Source organism: Pleionea sp. CnH1-48, assembly GCF_024124665.1.
Classification (GTDB): Bacteria; Pseudomonadota; Gammaproteobacteria; order Enterobacterales; family Kangiellaceae; genus JAMXSB01.
The window spans coordinates 173,543-196,337 of record NZ_JAMXSB010000012.1 but is presented as its reverse complement, the minus strand read 5'-3'; the positions used below and the strand labels follow the sequence as shown (position 1 = coordinate 196,337).

Genomic DNA, 22,795 nt, shown 5'->3' with positions numbered 1-22,795 from the left:
GATAAATCGCAAATATAATAAAACTAAGAGGAGCTAACTCTAATGAAAAAACTAATGATGGCCACTGTTGGGATGGTGGGAATGGTCTCAGCTGCAAAGGCAGAAACCATTGATGTTATGATGCTTTATACGCAACCTGCAGCGGATAAAATATCGGGCAGCATGAGCACACGTATTAACAATCTTATTTCGTATGCTAATCGTGTTTATCGTAATAATGGTTTGGATATTACACTGAACGTTGTAGCTCAAGGTAGAATTTCTACTTCTGACTTGCAGCCAACAGAAAGCGATTTAGATTTGATTACTGATAGCAATTCGATTCAGGGGTATCGAAATCAGTACAAAGCAGATATGGTTGTGTTGTTGGGAACTCGCGAAAATATTTTCCAGGGTGGTCAATTGCAGGGTTATGTTTGTGGTATTGCTTGGGTTGGTCGTGGAAACAACGGCACTATGTATAGCAGCTCTAATAGCCGTGCTTACAGTATTTCTGCAGTTGATTGTGGTTACAACACCTTTGTTCACGAGTTAGGGCATAACATGGGATTAGCTCACTCACGTCGTCAAGGCGATCGAAGTGGTGGTGTTTACTCTTATGGTATGGGACATGGTGTTGATTTCAGCTTCTCAACGATCATGGCTTATCCTCAGGCTTACAATGGCAATGTAACTCAGTTGGATATTTTTTCTGATCCTGACTGGAATGCATGTAATAGTCAGCCATGTGGTGTGACAGGTGTATCAAACTCTTATCAGGCAATCCGTCCAATCATTGATGATGTTGCAGGATATCGGTAACAAAAAATATGTTGCTGTATAAGTAAAGTTTTCCATAGCTAGCGCTATAGATATGGACATAATGAAGCCGGTTTTACACCGGCTTCTTTTTTTGTCTTATTATTAGTTATTTGCGATTAAATTCTTCTTTGTTATTTAATGTCCTCTTCGAGAATTGCTTATTGCAATGAGCTCCTTTAGTCTGTAATGGATTCTTCGGCACTAGGATGTGTCTTAATTTCATAAGAACAAAAATGATAAATAAACTTTTTTAAAGTTTGTTGGGTCGCGTTTTGCTCAACGAAAACAACATTGTGATTGTTGTTTTTCATTCACAATTTTTCAAAACCAGAAATAAAAAGGAAACTTTATGAAGCTTAAATTATTGCTTGCTGCTTTAGGTAGCTCTATGACAGTGTTTGCGGCAGATCCTATTATTGACTACAGTGATCGAGATCGCGTTTGTACGGACCATCAAATCGAAATTCGTCATTATGCTGGCTGGGCCAGTTGTCATTATAATGAGTATATCAATGGAAGTTGGCATAGCGGGTGGATTAACCAGTATGTCCATGATTCTACCAGCCAATGGACAACACTGTCTGAATACAATCATCAGCTAGGCCGGTCAGTTAGTTGTTCAGCGGTAGTACCTTATAGTCATTCAACTTATACAACGCAACAAACCTGTCACTATGTACCTAGAGAGCCGTTTGTAAACTCTGCTTTTTATGAGTACGGAGCGTGCCGCTATTATACTCGTAAAGGTTTTGTTTCTTGGGCTGCACCACAAGGCGCAACGTCTTATGACTTCCAAAAGTATGAAGCCGGTGCATGGCGCAATATTACTTCTACGTCAGCACCTGCGGCAGCTTTTGACGTAACTTATGGCGGCAAAAGCTATAACTTGCGTGTAAGAGCTAAAAACAGTAGCGAAACAGGTTCTTATCACTACTTCAGTGCTTATGTTCCTAAGTGCTTTAATGGTGGAGGGGTTGATCCTCGCTAAATGTGAAAAAGCAGAGCAATAGCTCTGCTTTTTTATTTTATGAGATCCAGTACCGAATGTTTTGAGTATCAAGAAATAATTTTGCCTCAGAGCCATGAAGTATAGCGAGTGTGGCGAGCAACCCTGCTTCGATGCATAGCGGTGCGGCAACCGTGATAGTCGATGGAGCATTAGTAATTGGCATGCCTGTTTTGGGATTTAATATGTGGCTGTAACGAACACCCTCTTTTTCGAAAAAACGATGAGTGTTGCCACTGGTTGCAATGGCACCCTGCATAAATTCTAAATGAGAAATATCATTGTGTCCTTCGATGCCAATACGCCAGGCTTTATTCAAATGTCGTGTTGTGGTCGTCGCTAAATCACCACCAAGATTAACCAGAATGGCAGTCGTTGGTGCTGTGCTTTTTAGTAGATGGCACACATTGTCTACGGCATATTCTTTTCCTATTCCACCAAAGTCCAACTCCATATTCGGTGGCATTACAAAATGATTGTGATCAAAGGTTATTTTTTGCCAACCAATATGGGGCAATAAAGATTTTATTTTTTCTTGATCGGGCAGAGTGTTTGAACCGTCGAACTTCCATGCTTTTCTCAACACGCCAGAAGTCATATCAAATAGTCCTTCACTCATTTGATAACAATCATCAGCAAACTTGAGTAAGCGGTAGGTTTCGGCGTCTATCGCGACGGCTTTACCATTACTTTGGTTTAAGTCATGGCAGATATTGTTTTTTTTATAGCGGCTGTATTTCGCTTCTATTCGTTCAACTTCTTGCTGAGCGATCGAAGCAAGCTGAAAAGCTAAGGCTTCACTATCCGTTTCTATGAGCAACTCACAGGGGCCGCCCATGGCCTGGAACACGGCTTTAAAACAGGGTTCCTGAACGAACAGTTGCAAGTTGGGGCCTTAGGCTTTGGCGTTCAACAAAGGTTTGAGCATTTCTTCTAGTCCATTCACTTTTATTTCATGGATCAGAGCCAGTTGTGCGCCTAGTTTTCCTTGCGGAAAACCTTGCTGGTTAAACCAGACCAGGTAAGGCTCAGGTAATTCTAAAAGTTTACGTCCAGCGTATTTTCCAAAAGGCATGGTTTGCTGGATAGCTTCTAACAAAAGCGTTTCGTTCATAGCAGTGTAGAGCGTTGTGTTTGACTATTCAGGTAGGGACTATTCTACAGGTTTGATAGCGTAACCGTTATATAAAAATAGCATCCATGCTAGCGTGCAATCCTAACCGGGGAAAACATTATTCAGCCCCGATAAGGGCCTTCGTAATTATTATATTTATTGAAGGGGTGCGAATTAAATCAAGATAACTCTTTGGTGCCAGTTAACGGGCCTTCAAAGTACTTTTGATAAAAGTCACTTTCGCTACGCGGTAAGAAAATCATTTTAACCGATACGCTGGCCATAAAGGTTGCAACTGTCATGGCTAAAGCCACTAACCAAACTTGGGTGATCCAGACGTAAGTAACGGATAAAAACAATAAGGTGTAAGAGACAAGCATAAACGCGTTTAACCACAGTGGGATCGATTTTTGTGGCAAATTTTTGCTTTCGCGTTCGCTGTTCAAGTAATCAATACCACCTCGCAAGGCTTGATAGATGGATACCAGAATAACAACTGCTAACAGCGTGATACCTTGTTCAAGCATCAATGGTCCCCTTAATTATTATTAGGTCTACTGACCCTTATTGTTTATTAATTGGTCCACTCGACCTTATCAAATCTGGCCAACAATAAAACAGGGTATTAATACCCTCTGCTTTGAGATATATATAAGTCAATAAAATCAATGAGTTATAAAATTTGAGTGTTATTTGTACTTGCAGTGCAAAATTTAATCGAGCGATATATGTCCAAAGTATTACAAAATGCAGCCAACACCCCTACATTTCGCAAGGCGACGGCTGTTACTGCAATGACAGAGTCTTTGTTTTATGAACGAACGTTAAAATTCAGACGGGCAATCTGTCCTGCGCTGTCGATCACACTGATTTCAAAGGCGCCTTCCTTGGTGGCTTGCCATTCCAGAGCGTGTTCTTTGTTAGCGGTCGCCGAAAGCCACTGGCCGTTAATAAACCAATGGGCTTCGCCTTGGGCGCCTTCGAGATGCAGTAACACTTTGGGTAAAGCGTTATCTGATGGGGCTGAATAAAGTGTTGCCTGTGCTTGAATACCGCGGATCGCTAATGTCTGTCTGAGTACCTGATCTTCTTCACAGTGAGTGGCTAGTTCTGGCAGTAAAGTGCTGCGCTTCCATTTGAGTGGCAGCCAGGAATCGAGCGATTGTGGCCATAATGCGACTTTTAAGGTCTGGCGTGTTGAGGTCAGACAGTTGGGAGTTAATCTTTTTCCTGCGTCATCAACCCAGATGGACGTTAGTGATTGGGCCCATTGTTGCTGTTGAGGTTCCACCAGAGTGGGTGGTGCCATACCGTCCACCAGCCAGCTACTGTGTTGTTGATGGCACCAGGGTGTTTCGTTCATGGTCAGGGTTGTTCCCAGTGGCCAGCAAATAACAGATTTTGATAGCTGCTCGGGTCGCGGTGACGGTGCTAGCCCAGAAGCTGGTAACACATTAAGGATGCGTTTCAATAAGGGGACTGCTGAGCGTCGACCAAAATTATCCATTAAAATGCTGCCATCAGGTCGACCCACCCAGACTCCCAGGGTGTAGTTTTGGCTCGATGCCAATACCCAGGCGTCTCGAAAACCATAACTGGTGCCCGTTTTAAAGGCAATGCGATGGTGTCTTTGTGCGCTGATGCGTTCAATAGGGCTTCCTACCAGAGACACGCCGCGCAAAATGTCGCTGATTAACCAAGCTGACTGTGGAGACAATAAACGTCTGCCTTTGGAGTCTGGGTCAAATTGGCTGAGCCGTATGGGGCCTGCATAGCCTTGGTTAGCGAGAGAGCTAAAGGTTGTCGTTAAGGATTCCAGATTTGTTCCTGCCCCTCCCAGCACCAAGGATAAATTGGGTTTTGACGAGTGGGGCAAGTTCAGCTTTAAACCCGCGGATGCCAGGCGAGCATAAAAGACTTCGGGCGTTAACGCCTCCAGTACCTGAACTGCGGGCAGGTTGAGTGAGCGTTGCAGTGCCGAACGTAGCGTAACGGGGCCTGAAAATCCCTGATGGAAGTTCTCTGGACGATAGCCATTAAAATCTGCTGGAGTATCTAATAACAGGGACTTTTCATGGACCAGACCTTCGTCGATAGCGATGCCATATAAGAAGGGTTTTAATGTTGAACCCGGCGAGCGTTGAGCTTGAATCATATCCACATGGCCGTAGCGCAGTGAGTCGCCAAAATCAGCGGCACCCACATAGGCAACAGCAGAGCGGGTTTTGTTTTCTACAATCAATGCTGCAGCGGAGGTACCAACAGGAAAACTTTCGGCATATTCTTTCACTTGTTCTGCCAGCACGCTTTGCAGTTCTGAGTCGATGGTTGAGCGAATAACTCGTTGTTGTGGATAACGTTTTGCGAGTCTGCGTGCCAGCAAAGGAGCTTGTAGCGGAGCCGTATTATATTCGGCCAGAACCGGTTCTTGTTTAGCACTGGTGATGGTATCAGCATGCCACACTTCATAAGTTGCCAACCGATCTAATAATTTATTGCGGGATTTTTCGGCGCGAAGCGGATAGCGATCAGGTCGGTTGCGAGAAGGTGATTGGGGGAGTACTGCTAGCAGTGCGGCTTCTGCATGAGATAGCTGAGAAGAAGACTTACCCAGATAAGCAAAACTGGCGGCTTCGACTCCTTCGAGCGGTCCGCCGAAAGGTGCATAGTTAAGATACAGAGTCAGTATGTCGCTTTTTTCCAGATGCCACTCAAGTTGCAGTGCTCGAAAAATTTGTTTCAGTTTGCCTGGAATACTCTTGCTGTGAGGATCAAGCAAGCGGGCAACCTGCATGGTGAGTGTTGAGGCACCGGATACTGCACGACCATAATAAAGCCACTGTCCGACCGCGCGCATTAAGGATAGAGGATTGACGCCTGGGTGATGCTCAAACCAGCGATCTTCGTAGTTGAGCAAAGCTTCCAGATACAGCGGTGAAACATCTTCGGGTTTTATGGGATAGCGCCAGACACCATCGGCATCGGCAAATACTCGTAAAGGCTGCCCTTTGTTGTCGGTAATGACTTGAGCAAAATCTTGAGAGTGTTGGCCCGGAAGCGGTAATGGAAATAAAAAGTCGAGCAATAAAAACAGCAAGAAAGGAGCTAGCAATAGCGCCAGCCCTTTTTTCTTTTTATTTAGCCACCGGGCAAGTCTCATAATTACTTGGCCTTAATGGTTAATGTGCCAGACGAGTTGCCAATGGCGCGCAGGTAAGGACGATACATATCTTCAACCAAGGTGGGCGGCACCTGATAATGGCCAGGCGTTACCGCACGGGCAAGATAAAATACGGTACTGACTCGGCGTCGATCCAGATCGATAGCGGCAACAAAGCGGTCATCGCGATATTCCTGATGCTGGATACGCGTGCGTTGCATCCATTGATGAACGTATTTTCCACCGACTCGCATATTATCCATCTTGGTTGCGTGCATCAGGTTCTGGTTTTCCAGTTCCAGTCCGGCGGGAAGCAGCTCAACGATTAACGCATCAGGGATGCGCTTTTTGTCCTCGCTATTAACATCCAGACGCACGAGTACCAGATCCCCGGTTTCTACCTGACTGAGCTTGAGCGGCTGGCCCTGGTCGTTGTAGTAGGTTCGTTGAACTTCAATGCCTTCGCTGGATTTTCTCGGTGCGGCGGCAGGATAGCCTTGCACTTTAAAGTCGCCAAACAGTGGGTTTTCTGACTCATTGTTAATACTCAGTGAACGTGGAATGTTGTGTTCTACCCAAGACTGGATCACCGCTTGAGTATCGGCCAGTTGTTGAGTTTCTTCGCCATATTTCAATGTGGCTTGCCACTGCTGAGACTCGGTTTGCAAGCTTAAGGATAAACGATAAAGTGCAAAACGTTCTTGAGTAGAAATCCAGCGGCGTTCAAGCAGCTCTTCGCGAATGGCCTGCACTAATTGCCAGGGATTTTTTACCAGCTTACTTTCTGTTGCTAACACCGTTACCCATGCCAGGTTGCGCAAAATCGAACCATAGTCACCCGCATAGCCATCGGGATCCCGTTGGGTGTCGAGCGCCTGTTGCCACAGATCCTGAGCTGATTTTTGGTCGCCCATGGTTTCGAAAGCCAGCGCCAGTTGAGCCAGCGGCAAGCGTGACTTGGCATTTTTTGCGTGTTGCTGACGTAGATTTCTTAAGTCACCCAGCTTCACTTTTTGTATCTTGGCCAGTACCAGGCTGGCATAGGCACGATAAGCAAAGTGATAGTGATGGGGCCAATCAGTGTAATGACTGTTTTCGGTATAGAGTCGGCTGGATGTTGTTGCGTATTTTTGCAGGCGTTTAATGGCTTTATTAAGGACCGCATCATCCACAGAATATCCTTTCTGTTTGGTGTGCAGTAGCAGCTCAGTGGCGTAAACGGTCAACCAGTGATTTTCGTAATTATCACGACTCCATAAGCCAAAACTACCATTACTACGTTGCATGGCGCTGATGCGAGCGATGGCCTGCTCCAGATACTTGCCTCGGTTCTGACTGATGTTTTGTGATCGATCATAGCGTTTAAGATCGGCATCTGTTGCCAACAACAGTGGCCAAGCTCGGCTAGAGGTTTGTTCCAGGCAGCCGTAAGGGTATTGAATCAAATACTGAAGCTGCTCTTGAGCATTAAAAGGTGGTTTGGGCGATAGGTTGAGAACACTCTTCATACCATCTTGCGACAGGTTCCGGAACAGTCCACTGAGTTCTTCTGCGTTCAAGTAACGATTCTGGTTTCCTGGTACTACCCAGCTCTTTTGTCGTGTCTCGGCTGGGTAGCCCGGGCGCAATCCCAGTTTCCAGTCTCGTTGCAGACTGATAAGCGCTTCACTGTCGCCTTTTTCGTTCAGTTCAATCGCGACTTTACCCTGACCCTGATAGCTGCTGCCAACCAAAGGCAGTTGCAAAACGCTCTTTTCTTTGGGGGCTAATGTAATTTGTTTACGAACTTTTGCTGAGCCCAGAGCCGGATCTGCCGTTAACTGAATATCAAATAGCTTCTCTTCGTCCGTGAGGTTTTGCACATCAAAGGTGGCGTTGGACTCATCGTCTTTAGCCAGGAATCGTGGCAAGCTGACTTCGGCAACCACTGGTGCTGCGATGGTCATTTTTTTATCAGCATGGCCAAATTGGTTGGCACCAAATGCCAACGCCATAAAACGAACCTCACCGTTGAAGTAAGGCAACTGAAAAGTGACTTCGGCTTCACCTTGATCATTAAAATCAACAACATCTGATAGTAAAGAAACAATCTGTACATCGGTTTGAGGCGCATCGCCACCATGACTGAGCTCATCGGCGTCACCACCAAATCGTTGCTGTGCCTTGTTGTCACTGAGTTGCTCTATTAAGGAGGAGTAGATATCGCGAATTTCACCTTGGTAACGGCGTTGGGCAAAGAACCACTCATGAGCGTTAGGTGTTTCAAAATCCGATAGGCTCAAAATGCCACTATCAATAGCCACCAGTGTTAGCTGGGTGGGTGTTGTGTTTGATGGTGGATTTTGCAGTTTAATTTTGGCGACGACTTCGGTTTCTGGTTCCACTTTCGTTGGTACATCAATGGCAACTTTCAGCTCGCGATTGGCGCGGTTAAGTGGTAAATGTAAAACGCCAAAAGCACGTTTAGGCAGATGTTTTCGTTTGGCTTCACCCGCACGCAAGACCATCACGCTGGCGTAAATATCATGGCGTTGCCAGCTGTCGCTTACGGGGATTTCGATGGTACCTTTACCATCTTGTATATTGGTTTGTTGTTGCCATAAGAGTTGATTGGCTTCAATAGTCACCAGAGCCGTACCCGAATAAGGTGCGTCGATGGACAACTGGGCCGTTTCTCCTGCTGCAAAGTGATCTTGATTCCAGCTAAGCTTCACTTGATCCGGTCGACCAATTTCGCCGTTGCGAGATTGATCCCAGCGCCAACCAGCAAAAAACTGATAGCTGCTTAACAGGCGTTGATGGCGATCTCGGACTTCGATTCGATGGTAGCCGTAGTTCACAGGAACGTGCAGAGTTGCGCGGGCATTATCGGCGACTTTGACTACTTGATTAAAGATCGGTTGGTTACGGGCACTTTGTTGGTAACTCCAGCCGTCGTCACCCCACTGCCAGTAATAGTGGCTGTTTTCACGGATCACCTGAATATCCAGATGATCATTGGCCACTAGCTCGCCTTGTCGATTGACGTTGATTACTTCAAAACTCAGTTCCGAGTTCGGCAGGCCGATATTGCCTTCCCACATGGGGCGGATACCAATCACAGCATCTTTTGGCCAAATGGTGGTTTGCCAACGGCGAGTGACGGGTCGTCCTCCCGATTCAAACAGGCTGACATTGGCAGTCACTCTGAGTGGGTGTTGTGTGCCCTGCCACTCGTTGTTTAATGCAACTTTAGCATGTCCTTTGGCATCAAGAGTTTGATCAGGCAATTGACGGTAACTGTTAAAATCGTTGTAGTTTTCGGCACCAAAAATGAAGTCTTTCCATTGTTCATCAAAAAGTGTGCGTTGTTGTCTGACTTCAACCGTGGTTTCAAAGCGATTACCTGCCGCTGGTGCGCCATAAAAATAATCTCCTTGTATGTCCAGCGTTGTTTTTTCATGGGCCAGTGTTGGGCCTGATGTCTTACTGGATAACTCAAGCTTCATGCGTTCTGGCAAGAAATCTTCGACACTGAAGTTGTATTCAAATTTGTCGCCATTACCCAGCTTGGCAATAAAGCGCCATTCTCCAGTTAAGGTGTTTTTAGGGACTTCAAATTCGCTACTGTAAAAAGCATTCACATTACCTTTGAGGGTGGCGGTCTTAAAACTGCGGCCATCAGGGCGTTTGACTTGAATTTTGATGGGGCTTGGCTGAACCAGCCTGGCATCGTTATCTCTTAATAAAGCGTTGATGCGAATGGTTTCGCCTGGGCGATACAGATCCCGCGCGGAATAAATAAACAACTCAAGTGGTCGTTGTTGACGACTGGCCAGCTTAAATTCTGACAGATCCATTGCTGGGGTATTGAGCTTAACAACGGAGTAATTGTCTTTTAACTCGGCGATAGCTAAGCGCTCTGACTTTAAGTTATCGAAGTTAGCAAATCCTTGATTGTCGGTGGTTGCTTGAGCCAACTGATTACCCTTGTGATCCAGGATGGTAATGGTTGCTCCCTGTGCTGGATCGGCTGACAGTAGATGATGAGCAAAGGCCACGGTTTGTTGAGGGTATTGGCGTACCTGCAAGCCTATATCACTGATGGTGAACCAGGTGGTTTCATAACGGTAGGGGTAGTGGCCTGCACCTTTGGCGATAGCTACATATACGCCACTTTGTTTCAGCTCATCAATGTTGGTAAGGGGGATAACATGCTTCTTGCGCTGATTGGGCTTGCTGTCTAAATCAAAACGCGCACTATAGACCAGATCCGCCAACGTCTTGATATTTTCTAAATCATAAGTTGTGCGCCCGAGGTAACGATTCATAAAGTGGGATAACTTATCTTTTTTGACGCGCCAGAAATCAAAGTCGGCGGCATCAATGTTGACGGCATCGATGGTTAATCCGTCGGATAAAGCGGTTGATAGTTGTGAACCGTGACTGGCAAAACGCAGCTGAGATTGGGCCCGACGGGTTTTGATGGTTTGTCTGGCCCCCGCTTTGATCAAGCGATTGTTAATAGCGGTTATTCCCTCAAGTACCTCAAGGTGATATTTCGTATCCGGCTGTATAAATGGAAAGTAGGCAATATTACCACTGCTACTTAAGATCCAGTCGCCAGTGACAGGTTGTTTGTCTTTGTCACTGACCTTTATGAAGCGAGAGAGTTGGGTATCTGGGTTGAGCGGAACGGAAAACACAACAGCCAGCGCTGGAGCATTGTCCCAACTTTGCTCTGATAGGGTTAATACCTTAAAAGGCGTATTGGCATAGTCTTGTTGCAACTTTTGTTTTTGCGCATCCGTCGGTTTAAACGAGGTCGCCTGCGCACTGCTCTGCTGAGATGCTTCTTTTTTTGTCGAGTCATTGGGACTGGCAGAAGGACTGTCTTGTTGACACGAAACCAACAATATTGATGAGCAAAGAAACAAAAAGGCTCTTAAGGCATTCATAAATGCAAACTCCAGATTGAAATACTTTGGATATATGGCTTGATCAGGGGATCTTTGTTATCCGTACGACGGTTATTAACCCTATTCTAAAACGCTATTATCAACAAAAACGGGTGAAATGTGGCAACTTTATGGCTTTTAAATATTGATGTGGTCGATATGTTGCCCATGAATGGACGATCGCTTACAAAAGCATCCCTTTTTTTCCTACAGAAATGATTATATCGACTCGCTATAATTTCCCTCATTCCATAACCACTCTATAAAAAGGATTCCTGGCATGGACGTGTCCGCACAATATAAGTTATCCGGTGATCGCGTTTTTCAAGAAAAGCAGGGTTGGTTTTTTGCGACTCGCGAAGGTATTGATATGGGGCCTTTTCCTGATAGGAACAGCGCAGAGTTGGAATTAAGCTGTTATGCGACCCATATTCAAAAGAAAGAAGAAAAACAGAAAAAAACTCAGGTCCGTTGGAGAACTTTTTAATACCAAGGTGGTCAAAACGTTCAGACCCCCTTGGTTAGGTTTGTTTGATATGACATTAGCCCCGAAGATTCGGGGCTTTTTTTTGCGCGGCAGAAGCCTGTATTTCGGGTGTCTGCAGCTGAAACAGGTACTCTCCGAGGCATTCGCCCATATCGTCTAACGACTCTTCACTCTTACAACATTTGGCAACGCCTATAATACCTTGCAGCGCGGCCAACAAAAATTTAGCGACATTATCCGGCTTAATATCCTTACGAATCACATTGTTGCTCTGGCCCTTACGTAAGGCATTCGCAATCGATTCTATCCACATCTGGTAAACACCGGCCAAACGCTCACGAAAACCTTCGTCGATGGGCGACATTTCTTGTGACAGGTTATTTATTGGACAGCCTTTCTCTAGCTCATCAGGCGACATGGATTGAGATTCGGTGCGGCAAATTTCAATAATACATTCGACTGGATTGTTGGTTTTGGCCAGTGGGCCTACCCATTTTTCCAGTATTTCTTTCTCAAGAATTTCTTCAACGATGGCATAACCAATGGACATTTTATTAGCGAAGTGATGATACAGTGCGCCTTTTGTCAGGCCTGTGCGCTCTAACAATTGATCGACCCGCATGCCTTGAAAGCCACGCAAATGAATCTCTTCTAAGGCGGCATCCAGGATACGCTGGCGTGTTTCATCAGGGTTTCGCTGTAATGTCATAATTCAACCTCGTTGTTACTACTTTTCAATAACACTCAAAAACATAAGGTGGGTCATCGTTGGTGTCAGTGACCAGCTGATCACTGACACCGTCTATGAAGCCCGATTAACGCAAACGCTTCAAAGCGCTTTTGCTAAAGTTGGACTCTTTGACTCCGGTTTGGAACTCGTAGTCAGACCACTTTAACGTTGTGCTTTTGCCCGTTTGGTGATTGGTCATTTCCATATTCAGCGGACGCCAGTATTTATCTAGAAACTTCTGGTATTCACTGCTGACCAAGGTTTTCATCAACTCGTTGCGACGGTCATAGAACTCGATCTTGACTGAGCGATACTCGGCTTTGTCGATATAGGTGACCAGGCGCTTATAACCTGAGTGCTTGTATTGAGGTGTGCTTTCTAACACAAACACATCATGCTCGCCCACTTTGTCGTCACGTAAATATTTGAACTTGTATTTTTCTAACTCAAATGAAGATAAGTCTTCATAAGAGAATTCACTGCCCATAAATGGACCAGATTTGTTGCTAGAAGAAATACGTTTTACACGCTTCAAAGCGGGCAAATACAACCATTGCTCATCAGGCTTGATAGAGTGAGAGAAAGACAAAAAGGCTGTGCCTTGAACGTCTTTTGGCTCATCAAAAATGGTTAAGCCTTTGTCACCGTCGCCTTCTACTTCCAGGCTCTGGATACGAATTTTGCGGCGGCTCTCGCGACCCGCCTGGTTGCGCAAAATCATTTCCATGGAGGCTTTGGAGTCTCTCCAGCCAGTGTTACGTCGGTCTGACTCTTGAGCGATGGCCAAGCCTTTCTCTTCGGCGGTCTCTGCGACCACACTAAGCGGTAGCAGACTTACTAAGCTCAGAATTGCTAGTGCTTTTCTCATTACTCTTTTCCTCTAATTTCATCAAAATTGGGGGTAACATTAAGAAATCGATAATTAACGCTAATGCGATGGTCATGGCAGTCATAGCACCCATGTCACTGTTCATGGTGAAAGTAGACAGGGTCATGATGTAGAAGCCAGCGACCAATATAATGGTGGTTGCCGTCAGGGCCATACCCACGGTATTGAAGGCATAGCGAACCGCGTTCTGAGGGTCCATGCCTTTCTCGCGACGAGCACGTAGGTACTTACTTAAAAAGTGTACCGTGTCGTCCACCACAATACCCAGAGACATACCCGCAACAACCGCAAGTGACATACCTACCTGGCCGACAAATAAGCCCCACAGTCCAAATGCCAGACCTGCCGGAACCAGGTTAGGAATAAGGCTCAATAGACCCATTTTGAGCGAACGCAGTGCGAAGATAAGGATTAATGAAATCAATACCAGTGCAATGGCCGTTCCCGTCAGCGAGCTTTTGATATTACGCGCACCAATGTGAGCAAACATCAAGTTCGGGCTAGCTTGTTGAACTTGCAGTTCAGGTGCATTGGTATCAAACCAGTTTTTAAAGCGCTGCTCAATGTCGATCATTTCATTGGATGAAATGGATTTCATGGTAATACCAAGGCGTGTAGCGGATTTATCAATATCGATCTGATTGGTTAAGTCCAAGCCTTTGGGTAGCGACATTTCATACAGTAACAGGTATTGACCTGACAGTTCTCGGCTGTCTGGCAGTTTATGCCACTCGGGGCTATCGCCATGCATATTACGGTTAAGGCGTTTCATGGTGTCGGTTAAGGTTTCAACGTGCAACACTTCTGATTGCTGTAAGGCAAATGCAGAGAAGTCGCGAACCTTTTGCAGATATTCAGGTTTGTTAATGCCCTGCTCTTCGCCAGACTTAACCGAGATAAAGATGTTGTATAAGCCTGTTAGATGTTCTTCGGCATAGTCAGTATCTGCACGGAAGGCGACACTTTCGTCGAAGTATTTCACAAACTCATCGTTAAGCTCGTTCTTTGGAATGAACGCGATAATGGCAATAGAAAGCAATGCTGACGATACCAACAACACTCGACGGTTGTTGATAACCCAGTCACCTAAACCATCCATCCAGTGATAAGCCTTAGGTTCTGACTTTGGCTGTTTTACAGGTAGCAAACTCATCATTGCTGGTAAGAAAGTGACCGAGTAAATAAACGCCAGAGAAACACCAATAGCAACCACGTTACCCAGGTCACGAAGTGGTGGTACATCACTGAAGTTCATACTTAAGAAGCCAATCACCGTGGTGATACTGGTAAGGAATACTGGTTGCATGTTGATGCGCAGTGACTCACCCAGAGCCTGATTTTTATTTCCCGTCTGGCGGTAGTTTTGCAGGAAGGTCACCAATATATGCACTGAGTCGGCAACGGCCATGGTCAGGATAATAATAGGAGCCGACATAACCGGACCTGTTAAGAAGCCACCAAGCCAGATGAAGCTACCCATTGCACCTAAAATCGAGAAGAAAATCAGGAAGATAGAAGCGATTACACCACTAAAGGTTCTGACCATAAACCAGAGTACGGCAATTACGACCAGGAACATTAAGGGCAGTAGTGTTGAGGTATCTTCGATGGATGCTTCAGGGAAAGATACGTTCATCATCACGATACCCGTGAGACGCACTTCAAGGTTAGGATCCCGTGCTTCCATCTGCTTTGCCAGGTCACGAGCATAAGCCGCAACAGCCAGTACTCTCTGATCCTGATTCTCGGGCAGATTAACGGTGATGTTAACAGCTGTCACTGAACGATCAGGCGCGATCAAACGATCTTTCAAGATAGGATCATTAACCGTAATGTCGCCCATCTTTTTAAAGTCGTCAGCAGTGTAGGCTGCGAGCTGCTCCGGTGTAATCGTCTGATGTGAGCAGTCCGTATCGTAGACGCCTTCGCGCAATGCCATGGGGTAACAAATCAGATCTTTAACAATCAGATCATCTTCGTCTTCGGCCCAGGTATGCTGGAAGTTAGTGATGGAATCAACACGGAGTACATCAGGTGTGCTCCATGCCTGCTCGGTTAACCATTGAATGGAAGCAAGTGTGCTTTGAGTGAATACATTGCCGTCTTTGGGAGTGACGACCATCAAAACATTATCGGATTTGTTGTAAGTAGCTTGAATATCTTCGAAAGCAATCAGCTGAGGATTGTCTTCGGAGAAGAAGATACGGTAGTCGGATTTAAAATAGGCTTTGGACATGCCATAAGCCATGGCAACCACCGACACGATACTGGCGAGAATGACCAGCCAGCGCCAGCGAATTATCCAGTTAGAAAACTGGACAACCTTGTTCTCATTCATCAAATTATCTCCTGAAAATAGCGACCAAACCAGAAGGTCTGATCGCTGAGGAAGTGAAAACCTTTACAATTAAGGGCTAGCGAGCCCTGAAAAACCACAAGAATTATATGAACAGACCAGTTGGTCTGTCAATTTTTTTGCGCAAATATTCACGGTCATAGATAATGGTTTCTATGTGTCATTTATTCACTTAGTGGGAAAACTGTAGAAAAATGAACCGGTTATTTATTGTTCTAATTACGTGTTTGGGCCTTAGCGGCTGTGCTACCTTGAGTAAATCCGATTGTCAGGCCAGAGACTGGTATGGGATCGGATTGCAGGATGGTCAAAATGGGCAGCCTTTATCGCGATTGAGTTCTCATCAGGAAGCCTGCTCTGAGCATGGTATTCGTTTAGACGGAACGACTTATCGCCGTGGCCGTGAAGAGGGATTGCGTACCTACTGTGAACCTTTGCACGGTGCCTGGTTAGGTCGCAATGGACACACCTATTACGATGTCTGTCATGGGCCGACGGCTGGTGAGTTCCGTCGCAACTATCGTCTGGGTCGTGAGTATTGGGAAGTTGAGCAAGAGATCAGTCGTATTGAAGAGCGTGTTTACGACTTGCGTCAGCGACTGGAAAGCAAAGAGCTTGCTGATCATGCACGGGATGAAATTCGCGATGAAATTGAGGACCTACGTGATAATCGTCGCTCCTTACAACGACGACTGGACCTGATGGATATTGTGGATTTGCTCAAAGGGGTTAACTATTGATCTTAAATGGACAGGAAGTAAAAGATGTCAATTAAGCTCAGTTTTTACTCCGACCCCAAGCTAGAGTCCATCAGTCAAAAGCTCAATCTCCCCATGGTTGAAGAATCAGTGGTTAATGAGCAGGAGTGGCAGTTGCGACTTGCTGATGGGGTGCTAAGCCTACACTGTCAGTTAGACAATAAGCCATCTCAGCTGGTTTTCGATCTGTTATCCGGTGCCATGACTTACCGTCGTAAGCATGGTGGCGGACGCAGGGAACCTTTGGCAAAAGCCATTGGACTGAAGCACAACGCCTCCCCTACAGTGATTGATGCCACTGCAGGTATGGGGCGTGAATCTTTGCTTCTGGCAGCTCTTGGTTGTCAGGTAACAGCGGTTGAACGCTCTGCTCCAATCTTTGCGTTGTTAAACAATGCGCTAGAAAGGCTCTATGCCAGCCAAGATAATTTCTTAGCTCAAGATCAACTTAAACTTTCTTTCGCTAACAGCATTGATTATTTGGCAGATGATTCGTTAGTGGCTCCTGATGTTGTCTATATGGATCCTATGTTTCCAGCGCGACAAAAAAGTGCATTAGTAAAAAAAGAAATGCGCATCTTTAAACAGCTGGCAGGAGAAGATCTGGATGACAGTGCCTTGCTATCGGCTGCTAGGCACTGCGCAAGTAAAAGAGTCGTCGTCAAACGTCCAGGCTATGCCCCTTTTGTTGGCGACGAAAAACCCTCTTATCAAATTGAAAGTAAAAAGCATCGGTTTGATGTTTATCTTTCCGAATAAACTGGATTCATTGAGCGGGTGCTTCTTCTGGTAAGCTTGAAGTTGCCTGAGCCGATTGTTTTTCGGTAAAAGAAAAAATGACACTCAGTAATACCGGAACCAGAAACAAAGTAAATACCGTGGCAACCAATAAGCCTCCCACCACAACAGCGCCTAATCCTCGATAAAGTTCAGAACCAGCCCCTGGCATTAGCACCAGTGGCAACATACCGCCGATGGAAGTTAAGGTGCTCATAAGGATCGGGCGTACACGACTTTTTACCGACTCAATCACCGCTTGATCCGGTGTCAGGTGGCGCTCTGGCATTTTTAAAAAATTAATGGCTTGATGAACAATCAGGATGGCATTGTTAACTACTACACCAGCAAGAATAACAAAGCCCAGTATGGTCAGAACATCCAGATTCTGTATCGGTTGATAACGATCCGCGACGCTGGCGGCATGCACCCAGGATAATCCGGCGAAGCCCCCAAAGGTTGCTAGCGGTACGGTTACCATAATAACCATGGGATAAAACCAGTTTTGAAACAACACCACCATTACCAGATAAATGATTGCTAACGCTAAAAATAAAGAACTGGAAATTGTCCCACCAAAACTACCATCTCCCATTAAAGCGCGTTGAATATCTTTTAACTTACCCGCTGAGCCAGAGAGGTTTACTTCAACGCTGTTGTTAATGCTTTGGTTGGCACGTAGTTCTTGTTCAAGGCTGTCGATATGCTCAATCGCCTGTTCAAGTGGAAGCCCCGGTGGCGGTGTGAATTGCAAAGTGACGGCGCGTAGGCGATCCACGTGACGAATTTTTTCTGAAGTTTGTTGTCGTGATATCTCCGCGACATTCTGAATATCAATAACGCGTCCGCTTGGTGTTGCTAAAGGGGATTGCATCAGTGCATTAATCGGATTAGCACTAATGGCATCTTTCGACAGTACTTTTACATCATTCAAAATACCATCCAGTTCGAAAGCTCGGACCAAAATGATACCGTCGCCATTGGCGGCAGTGGCGAGTCCTAAATCCTGTCGACTCATATTCATCATCTGTAAACGTTCGTCGTCGGGGATCAGTTTTAGTTCGGGGGTTGGTAACAAGAAATTGGCAGGATCTGGCACCACGCTATAAGGTGAATATTCTTCCATTAATTTAAACATCAAAGCCGATGCACTTTGATTGACGACATTGAGATCATCACCCATTAGATTAATACTGATGGCAGAACCCGTACTACCGCCTGTGTTAAATAGAGGAAATTGAAAAGCAAAACTGATGACATCGGGTATTTGTGCCTGAGCGGCTGATTGATTAAGGTAATCTACCAAATCAACGGTTAGGCGATCATCTTTTGGCATGGCAAATTGAATCATTTGACCACTCCAGGCAACCAGGAAGTACTGATCGATGGCCGGTGCTGGAACGGCTTTGCCATCCACCATGATGATTGGTGATGGTGTGGAATCTGGGAGTTGAGGTAGTTGTGATTCTGCGGCAAATTTTTGTGAACTTTGTTGCCATGCAGGTTTTAACTTTTGTTCAATCCGCCGTCCAATATTGTAAAGCTGGTCAATATTATATCCGGGTGGTGGAATTAAAATACCAATGGCTGCGTTAAAGTTCCCTTTAGGTAAATAGTCCATGGGGGGAGCAAGCCAGGCTATTCCGCTGAAGGTGACCGTAAAAAAAACAATTATTACTGTGGCTTTTCTTATTCCGGTCTTAATCAGTTTTTGAACAATGGCAGACACTTTTTGTGGCAGTTGATTGATAAATTGTTCAAGCTTAAATAACCAGGGTTGCGATGATGATGCAGGTTTTTTGGTTAACAATTTGGCCGCAACCGTTGGCATAACAATCACCGAAACAATAAAGCTGATCCCTACCGCTGCCATGATGGCCAAGGCAATATCTTTGAATAATTGGCCTGCACTATCTTGAATGAATAATACGGGAACAAAAACCACCAGCGTCGTCATGGTAGACGCTAATACGGCTCCAGAAACTTCTTGTGTACCTTCTACCGCAGCTTTTAGAGAAGGCTTTCCCATTTCAAGGTGGCGATAGATATTTTCGATAACTACGATGGCATTATCTATTACCATACCGACAGCAAATGCCATACCTGCTAATGAAACAATATTGATTGAACGACCGAGTGCTACCAGAACCACAACAGAGGCTATTACCGAAATTGGTATTGCAATAGCGATAACACCGATAGTGCTGAGTGAACGCAAAAAAAGCAGTAATGTCAGCGTTGCTAGAATGCCTCCGATGACAATATTGTTCTCTACCAGATCAATAGCGTTATTGACATAGATAGAAGAGTCATAGGTTTTTACCAGTTCTAAAGTGCCATCGATTCCCAGCTGCTGAGCCTTTTGATGTAATAGCCCGCCTTCTTTATTTAGCTCGGCTATTTCGGCATCAATGGAGGCCATGGTTTGTATCACATTCGCGCCGTATTGAAGTTGAAAACTGAAAAATGGCATGAGCAAACTGCGAGCTCTCACCCAGTCCGTTCTTTCTTTGTAAGCGAGTTTTATTTCGGCGAAATCTTTTAAGTAGATGGTGCCTGATGAAGTGCGCTTAATCGCCATATTGCGCAGCGTATCGATATCATGAAAACGGCCAACAGTGCGCACTCGTATGTTGCTTTTGCCATCGGGAAGTTGACCACCTGAGAAGGTTTGGTTATTCGCTCTTAGTGTAGTAGCAAGCTCGCTATAGGTGATACCGTAGTTTGCCATGGTTGTGGCATCAACCTGTATTTGTAACTCCCGTTCACTGGCTCCAAATATTTGAACCTTTGATACTCCTTTTATTCGTTCCAGTCTAGGGTGCAGACGTCGTTCCATAAAGTTATATAGCTTGGTGGGATCAAATGAAGGATCCGTGGAAGCCAGTCCAACCCAGGAAATATAATTAACACGCTCAGGATCATTAGGCTCAACAACTGGCTGTAACACACCTTCTGGATAACTGGGTACTTCATCAAGTTTTTGCAACACTTGCTGAAGTGCATGATTGATATCGGTGCCATTTTCAAACTCAAGGCGCAGGTTGCCACTGCCTGCCTGACTGGAGCTGGTTATTGATACCAAGCGAGCCACATCACCGAGTACACGTTCTTGCTCGGTAATAATGTCGGACTCTATTTGCAAGGGAGTTGCATTCTCCCAAAAGGTATTGATGCTGATCACAACGGAGTCAACATTAGGTGTCATCTGTACGGGAACACGGGTGAAGGCAAGTATGCCTGTCATGATAGAAATAATAATGCCAACGGTAACCGTAACAGGGTATTTAACAGCACTGGCAACGAGCTTCATAACTTAACTTCCAATGTCTTCTTTATTTTTCGATTTTAATGAAATATGGCTTTGATCTGGTGGTGTGTTAATTTGAACCTGAGCGCCTGGCATGAGACGGCGATTACCTTCAACAACGATTTGATCGCCTTCTTGCAACTGGTTATGTGAGTTGACTGCAACATAGTCGCCATTCACAAAAAGCTCCTGAATAGGAATAGCCTGGGTGATGTAAATCGTTTTGGATTCAGGATCAGTCGAAGGAATGACTTTATACAATAAGGTGCCGTTGTGATTTTTTATGATGGCGTCTTTGTGAACCATCAGGTGTTCTGTTTTTTCTCCCAGTTCTACCCAACCATGTACCGACATGCCCGAAAATAATGTGTCTGGAGACTGATCCAGTTGAGCAATTAAAAAGAAGGTTCGCGAATCTTGTGCGACTTGTGAAATGACATGGGCTTGGGAAGCTGTTAAGCGTTGGGAATTAATATCGACGGTAATGGGGGCGATAGAGTTACCCATAAAGTGGTGTGCCAGACGTTCTGGTATTTCTAACCAAGCTTCCATCTGGTCACTTGAAACCAGTGTTAGTATGGTGTCTCCAGGTTGTACCCATTCGCCGGGAAATGCGAGTTGTTGAGTGATAATACCGTTATAGGGTGCTTTTATTTCTGTGTCTTCCAGTTGGACTTTGAGGTGCTGTAAAAGACTTTTTCCTGCTTGCAGTTGGTGTGTTGCTGCTAACAAGGCAGCTTCTGCTGCAGCTAACTGAGTTTGAGTATTTCTAAGTTCTCGTTTTGATACAGCATTGCCTTTTTGCGAAACAACAAAGGCATCGTAATCGGCTTGTGCGTTATTCAGTTCTGCCTGACGTTGCGCGACGATGGCCTGTAAATTTTTTACCGATGAATCTTGCTGTTGATATGAAGCCGTCAGTCTGCGGTCGTCCAGTTTTGCAATGATTTGATTTTTTCTAACTTTCTCTCCTTCGTTAACGTAGAGAGCTTCCAGACGACTGGCATCGCTGGCTGATAAGTTAGAGGTTGCGGCTGCTCGTAGCGTACCGGAGAATCGATGAGTAGGTGAAGACACTTGCATAGTGACTTCTTCTACATTGACCGGTTGTTGAGCAAATAACGTTGAACTTAGACATAGCGCTATAAAGAGTAATGTCGTTCTTTGTTTTTTTTTATCGCTAATGATTGTTTGCATAAACCGTCCTATCGTAGAGCAATTCAGGCAGATAGAAAAATATCAGTCATCCTTTGATTGAACTAATGAGTTGATCAAGCTACGTCCAACATTCTCAAACCGTGTTTTAATATCCCTGCGTCTTGTCGAATATTATGACGACTTTATTAACCTATTAGTAGTGAGTATAGATTAGGATACTCAAAGAGGGAATGGATTAAAATAGCATTTTTCAATCTTTCTTAAATATTAAGTAAGTATTTGCTTCTGTTAAATTCCCTTATTTATATGGCCTTACGATATAATAAAGTAAATCATTATAACTTTTTACAAGGCTTTGCCTTGACTTACGTTTCGCTATCTCATAGCCTGAATAACGTTAGTGAGATTTAGATAATGGATTATGATTAAATCTCCTGCTTCTTTCGTAACGAGAAAGTAAGATTTATTTTACGTTTAAATGGAGGATATTGTTATGCCGTCACAAGTATCTCTATGGCAACGATTGGAAGACTTTTCGATTGGATCACAAGAAGCTCAGTTATCTTTTGCACGAAGACTGGCTAGAGAAAATAATTGGTCCTTATCATTTAGCGAAAAAGCAATTCTGGAATATAAGAAGTTTATCTATTTAGTGGCAGTAACAGGACGATCACAAACGCCTTCGGATGCTGTCGATCAAGTTTGGCATTTGCATCTTTGTTACACTCAATCTTATTGGAATGAGTTATGTGAAGAGGTTGTTGGTAAAGCGATACATCATAATCCTACGGAAGGAGGAACTGCGGAAGACTCTAAGTTTGAACAGCAATATCAAGCCACATTAGACGATTATGAAAAAGAGTTTGGCGCAGCGCCGCGAGATGTTTGGCCTGATGTGACTTCTCGTTTCAAAAATGCAGGACGATTTGTCCGAGTCAATACTGCCGAGTCATGGTTGGTTTCGAAAACAAAGGTATTTACCGGTACTTTGATATTGCCTTTTGCTCTTTTACTATCGGCTTGCAGTGTGGAAGGTGGAGAGGGATATCAAGATTTACTTTTCTGGCTAAAAGCGATTGCTATCGCTTGGGTGCTTTTTATTGTTATCCGATGGTTATCTAAACATTTAGGTCCACCCGGCTCAGGCGGTAGTGGTGGTGGCGGAGGAGATGGATGCGGTAGTGGCTGCTCGTCTGGATGTGGTGGAGGTTGTGGCAGCTAATCGCTCAATCTGGTGAAGGGCTTGTTGGAGCCGCCCTTCATCATCTTTACGACACGTTTCTTTATATCTTACATTCCTTATTCTATCCTT

At 44.9% G+C, this 22,795-nt stretch carries 17 protein-coding genes; 6 read left to right on the top strand and 11 right to left on the bottom strand.

The window, feature by feature from the left end; all coding sequences use genetic code 11:
- The first annotated feature begins 42 nt into the window (after window positions 1-42).
- Window positions 43-801, top strand: coding sequence for a zinc-dependent metalloprotease family protein (locus NH399_RS18885; protein ID WP_253042743.1), 759 nt, complete (start codon window positions 43-45; stop codon window positions 799-801).
- 176 nt (window positions 802-977) lie between these two features.
- Here NH399_RS18885 and NH399_RS25620 read toward each other — a convergent pair whose 3' ends face one another.
- Window positions 978-1,112 carry a hypothetical protein gene (locus NH399_RS25620; RefSeq protein WP_256489692.1) on the bottom strand — a complete coding sequence of 45 codons (135 nt, stop codon included), beginning with the start codon at window positions 1,110-1,112 and terminating at the stop codon, window positions 978-980.
- A 38-nt stretch (window positions 1,113-1,150) separates the two neighbouring features.
- Here NH399_RS25620 and NH399_RS18880 point away from each other — a divergent pair, with 38 nt between their 5' ends.
- Window positions 1,151-1,789 carry a hypothetical protein gene (locus NH399_RS18880; RefSeq protein ID WP_253042742.1) on the top strand — a complete coding sequence of 213 codons (639 nt, stop codon included), beginning with the start codon at window positions 1,151-1,153 and terminating at the stop codon, window positions 1,787-1,789.
- 37 nt (window positions 1,790-1,826) lie between these two features.
- On the opposite strand, the gene NH399_RS18875 is transcribed toward NH399_RS18880, so the two are convergent.
- From NH399_RS18875 to NH399_RS18855, 5 genes are all read right to left on the bottom strand, one after another.
- Window positions 1,827-2,693 carry an FAD:protein FMN transferase gene (locus tag NH399_RS18875; RefSeq protein WP_253042741.1) on the bottom strand — a complete coding sequence of 289 codons (867 nt, stop codon included), beginning with the start codon at window positions 2,691-2,693 and terminating at the stop codon, window positions 1,827-1,829.
- Window positions 2,694-2,702: 9 nt separating this feature from the next.
- Window positions 2,703-2,921 carry a DUF3820 family protein gene (locus tag NH399_RS18870; RefSeq protein WP_253042740.1) on the bottom strand — a complete coding sequence of 73 codons (219 nt, stop codon included), beginning with the start codon at window positions 2,919-2,921 and terminating at the stop codon, window positions 2,703-2,705.
- 179 nt (window positions 2,922-3,100) lie between these two features.
- Window positions 3,101-3,448: a hypothetical protein gene (locus NH399_RS18865; RefSeq protein ID WP_253042739.1), complete on the bottom strand. Its 348-nt coding sequence runs from the start codon at window positions 3,446-3,448 to the stop codon at window positions 3,101-3,103.
- A 284-nt stretch (window positions 3,449-3,732) separates the two neighbouring features.
- Window positions 3,733-6,081, bottom strand: a complete 2,349-nt coding sequence (pbpC, locus tag NH399_RS18860; protein ID WP_253042738.1) for a penicillin-binding protein 1C — start codon at window positions 6,079-6,081, stop codon at window positions 3,733-3,735.
- A 2-nt stretch (window positions 6,082-6,083) separates the two neighbouring features.
- Window positions 6,084-11,018: an alpha-2-macroglobulin gene (locus NH399_RS18855; RefSeq protein ID WP_253042737.1), complete on the bottom strand. Its 4,935-nt coding sequence runs from the start codon at window positions 11,016-11,018 to the stop codon at window positions 6,084-6,086.
- A gap of 280 nt (window positions 11,019-11,298) precedes the next feature.
- Between NH399_RS18855 and NH399_RS18850 the strand changes: the two genes are divergently transcribed.
- Window positions 11,299-11,505: a DUF6316 family protein gene (locus NH399_RS18850; protein ID WP_253042736.1), complete on the top strand. Its 207-nt coding sequence runs from the start codon at window positions 11,299-11,301 to the stop codon at window positions 11,503-11,505.
- A 55-nt stretch (window positions 11,506-11,560) separates the two neighbouring features.
- Here the strand turns inward: NH399_RS18850 and NH399_RS18845 are convergent, their stop codons facing one another.
- The 3 genes from NH399_RS18845 to NH399_RS18835 all read right to left on the bottom strand — a co-directional run bounded on the left by NH399_RS18845 (window position 11,561) and on the right by NH399_RS18835 (window position 15,462).
- The gene (locus NH399_RS18845; protein ID WP_253042735.1) at window positions 11,561-12,214 is read right to left on the bottom strand and encodes a TetR/AcrR family transcriptional regulator; all 654 of its coding nucleotides are present in this window, start codon (window positions 12,212-12,214) and stop codon (window positions 11,561-11,563) included.
- A gap of 106 nt (window positions 12,215-12,320) precedes the next feature.
- Complete coding sequence (locus tag NH399_RS18840) at window positions 12,321-13,103, bottom strand: outer membrane lipoprotein-sorting protein (protein ID WP_253042734.1); 783 nt, start codon at window positions 13,101-13,103, stop codon at window positions 12,321-12,323.
- Complete coding sequence (locus NH399_RS18835; protein ID WP_253042733.1) at window positions 13,054-15,462, bottom strand: RND family transporter; 2,409 nt, start codon at window positions 15,460-15,462, stop codon at window positions 13,054-13,056. The genes NH399_RS18840 and NH399_RS18835 overlap by 50 nt, the downstream gene beginning before the upstream one ends.
- A gap of 212 nt (window positions 15,463-15,674) precedes the next feature.
- Here NH399_RS18835 and NH399_RS18830 point away from each other — a divergent pair, with 212 nt between their 5' ends.
- Complete coding sequence (locus tag NH399_RS18830) at window positions 15,675-16,220, top strand: DUF2799 domain-containing protein (protein ID WP_253042732.1); 546 nt, start codon at window positions 15,675-15,677, stop codon at window positions 16,218-16,220.
- A 24-nt stretch (window positions 16,221-16,244) separates the two neighbouring features.
- Window positions 16,245-16,997 carry a class I SAM-dependent methyltransferase gene (locus NH399_RS18825; protein ID WP_253042731.1) on the top strand — a complete coding sequence of 251 codons (753 nt, stop codon included), beginning with the start codon at window positions 16,245-16,247 and terminating at the stop codon, window positions 16,995-16,997.
- A gap of 7 nt (window positions 16,998-17,004) precedes the next feature.
- On the opposite strand, the gene NH399_RS18820 is transcribed toward NH399_RS18825, so the two are convergent.
- Complete coding sequence (locus NH399_RS18820; protein ID WP_253042730.1) at window positions 17,005-20,328, bottom strand: efflux RND transporter permease subunit; 3,324 nt, start codon at window positions 20,326-20,328, stop codon at window positions 17,005-17,007.
- Between the two features lie 3 nt (window positions 20,329-20,331).
- On the bottom strand, window positions 20,332-21,522 hold the full coding sequence (locus NH399_RS18815) for an efflux RND transporter periplasmic adaptor subunit (RefSeq protein ID WP_253042729.1): 1,191 nt from the start codon (window positions 21,520-21,522) through the stop codon (window positions 20,332-20,334).
- A gap of 454 nt (window positions 21,523-21,976) precedes the next feature.
- Here NH399_RS18815 and NH399_RS18810 point away from each other — a divergent pair, with 454 nt between their 5' ends.
- Entirely contained in the window at window positions 21,977-22,705 is a 729-nt protein-coding gene (locus NH399_RS18810; RefSeq protein WP_253042758.1) for a hypothetical protein, read from the top strand.
- The last annotated feature ends 90 nt before the right edge of the window (window positions 22,706-22,795 follow it).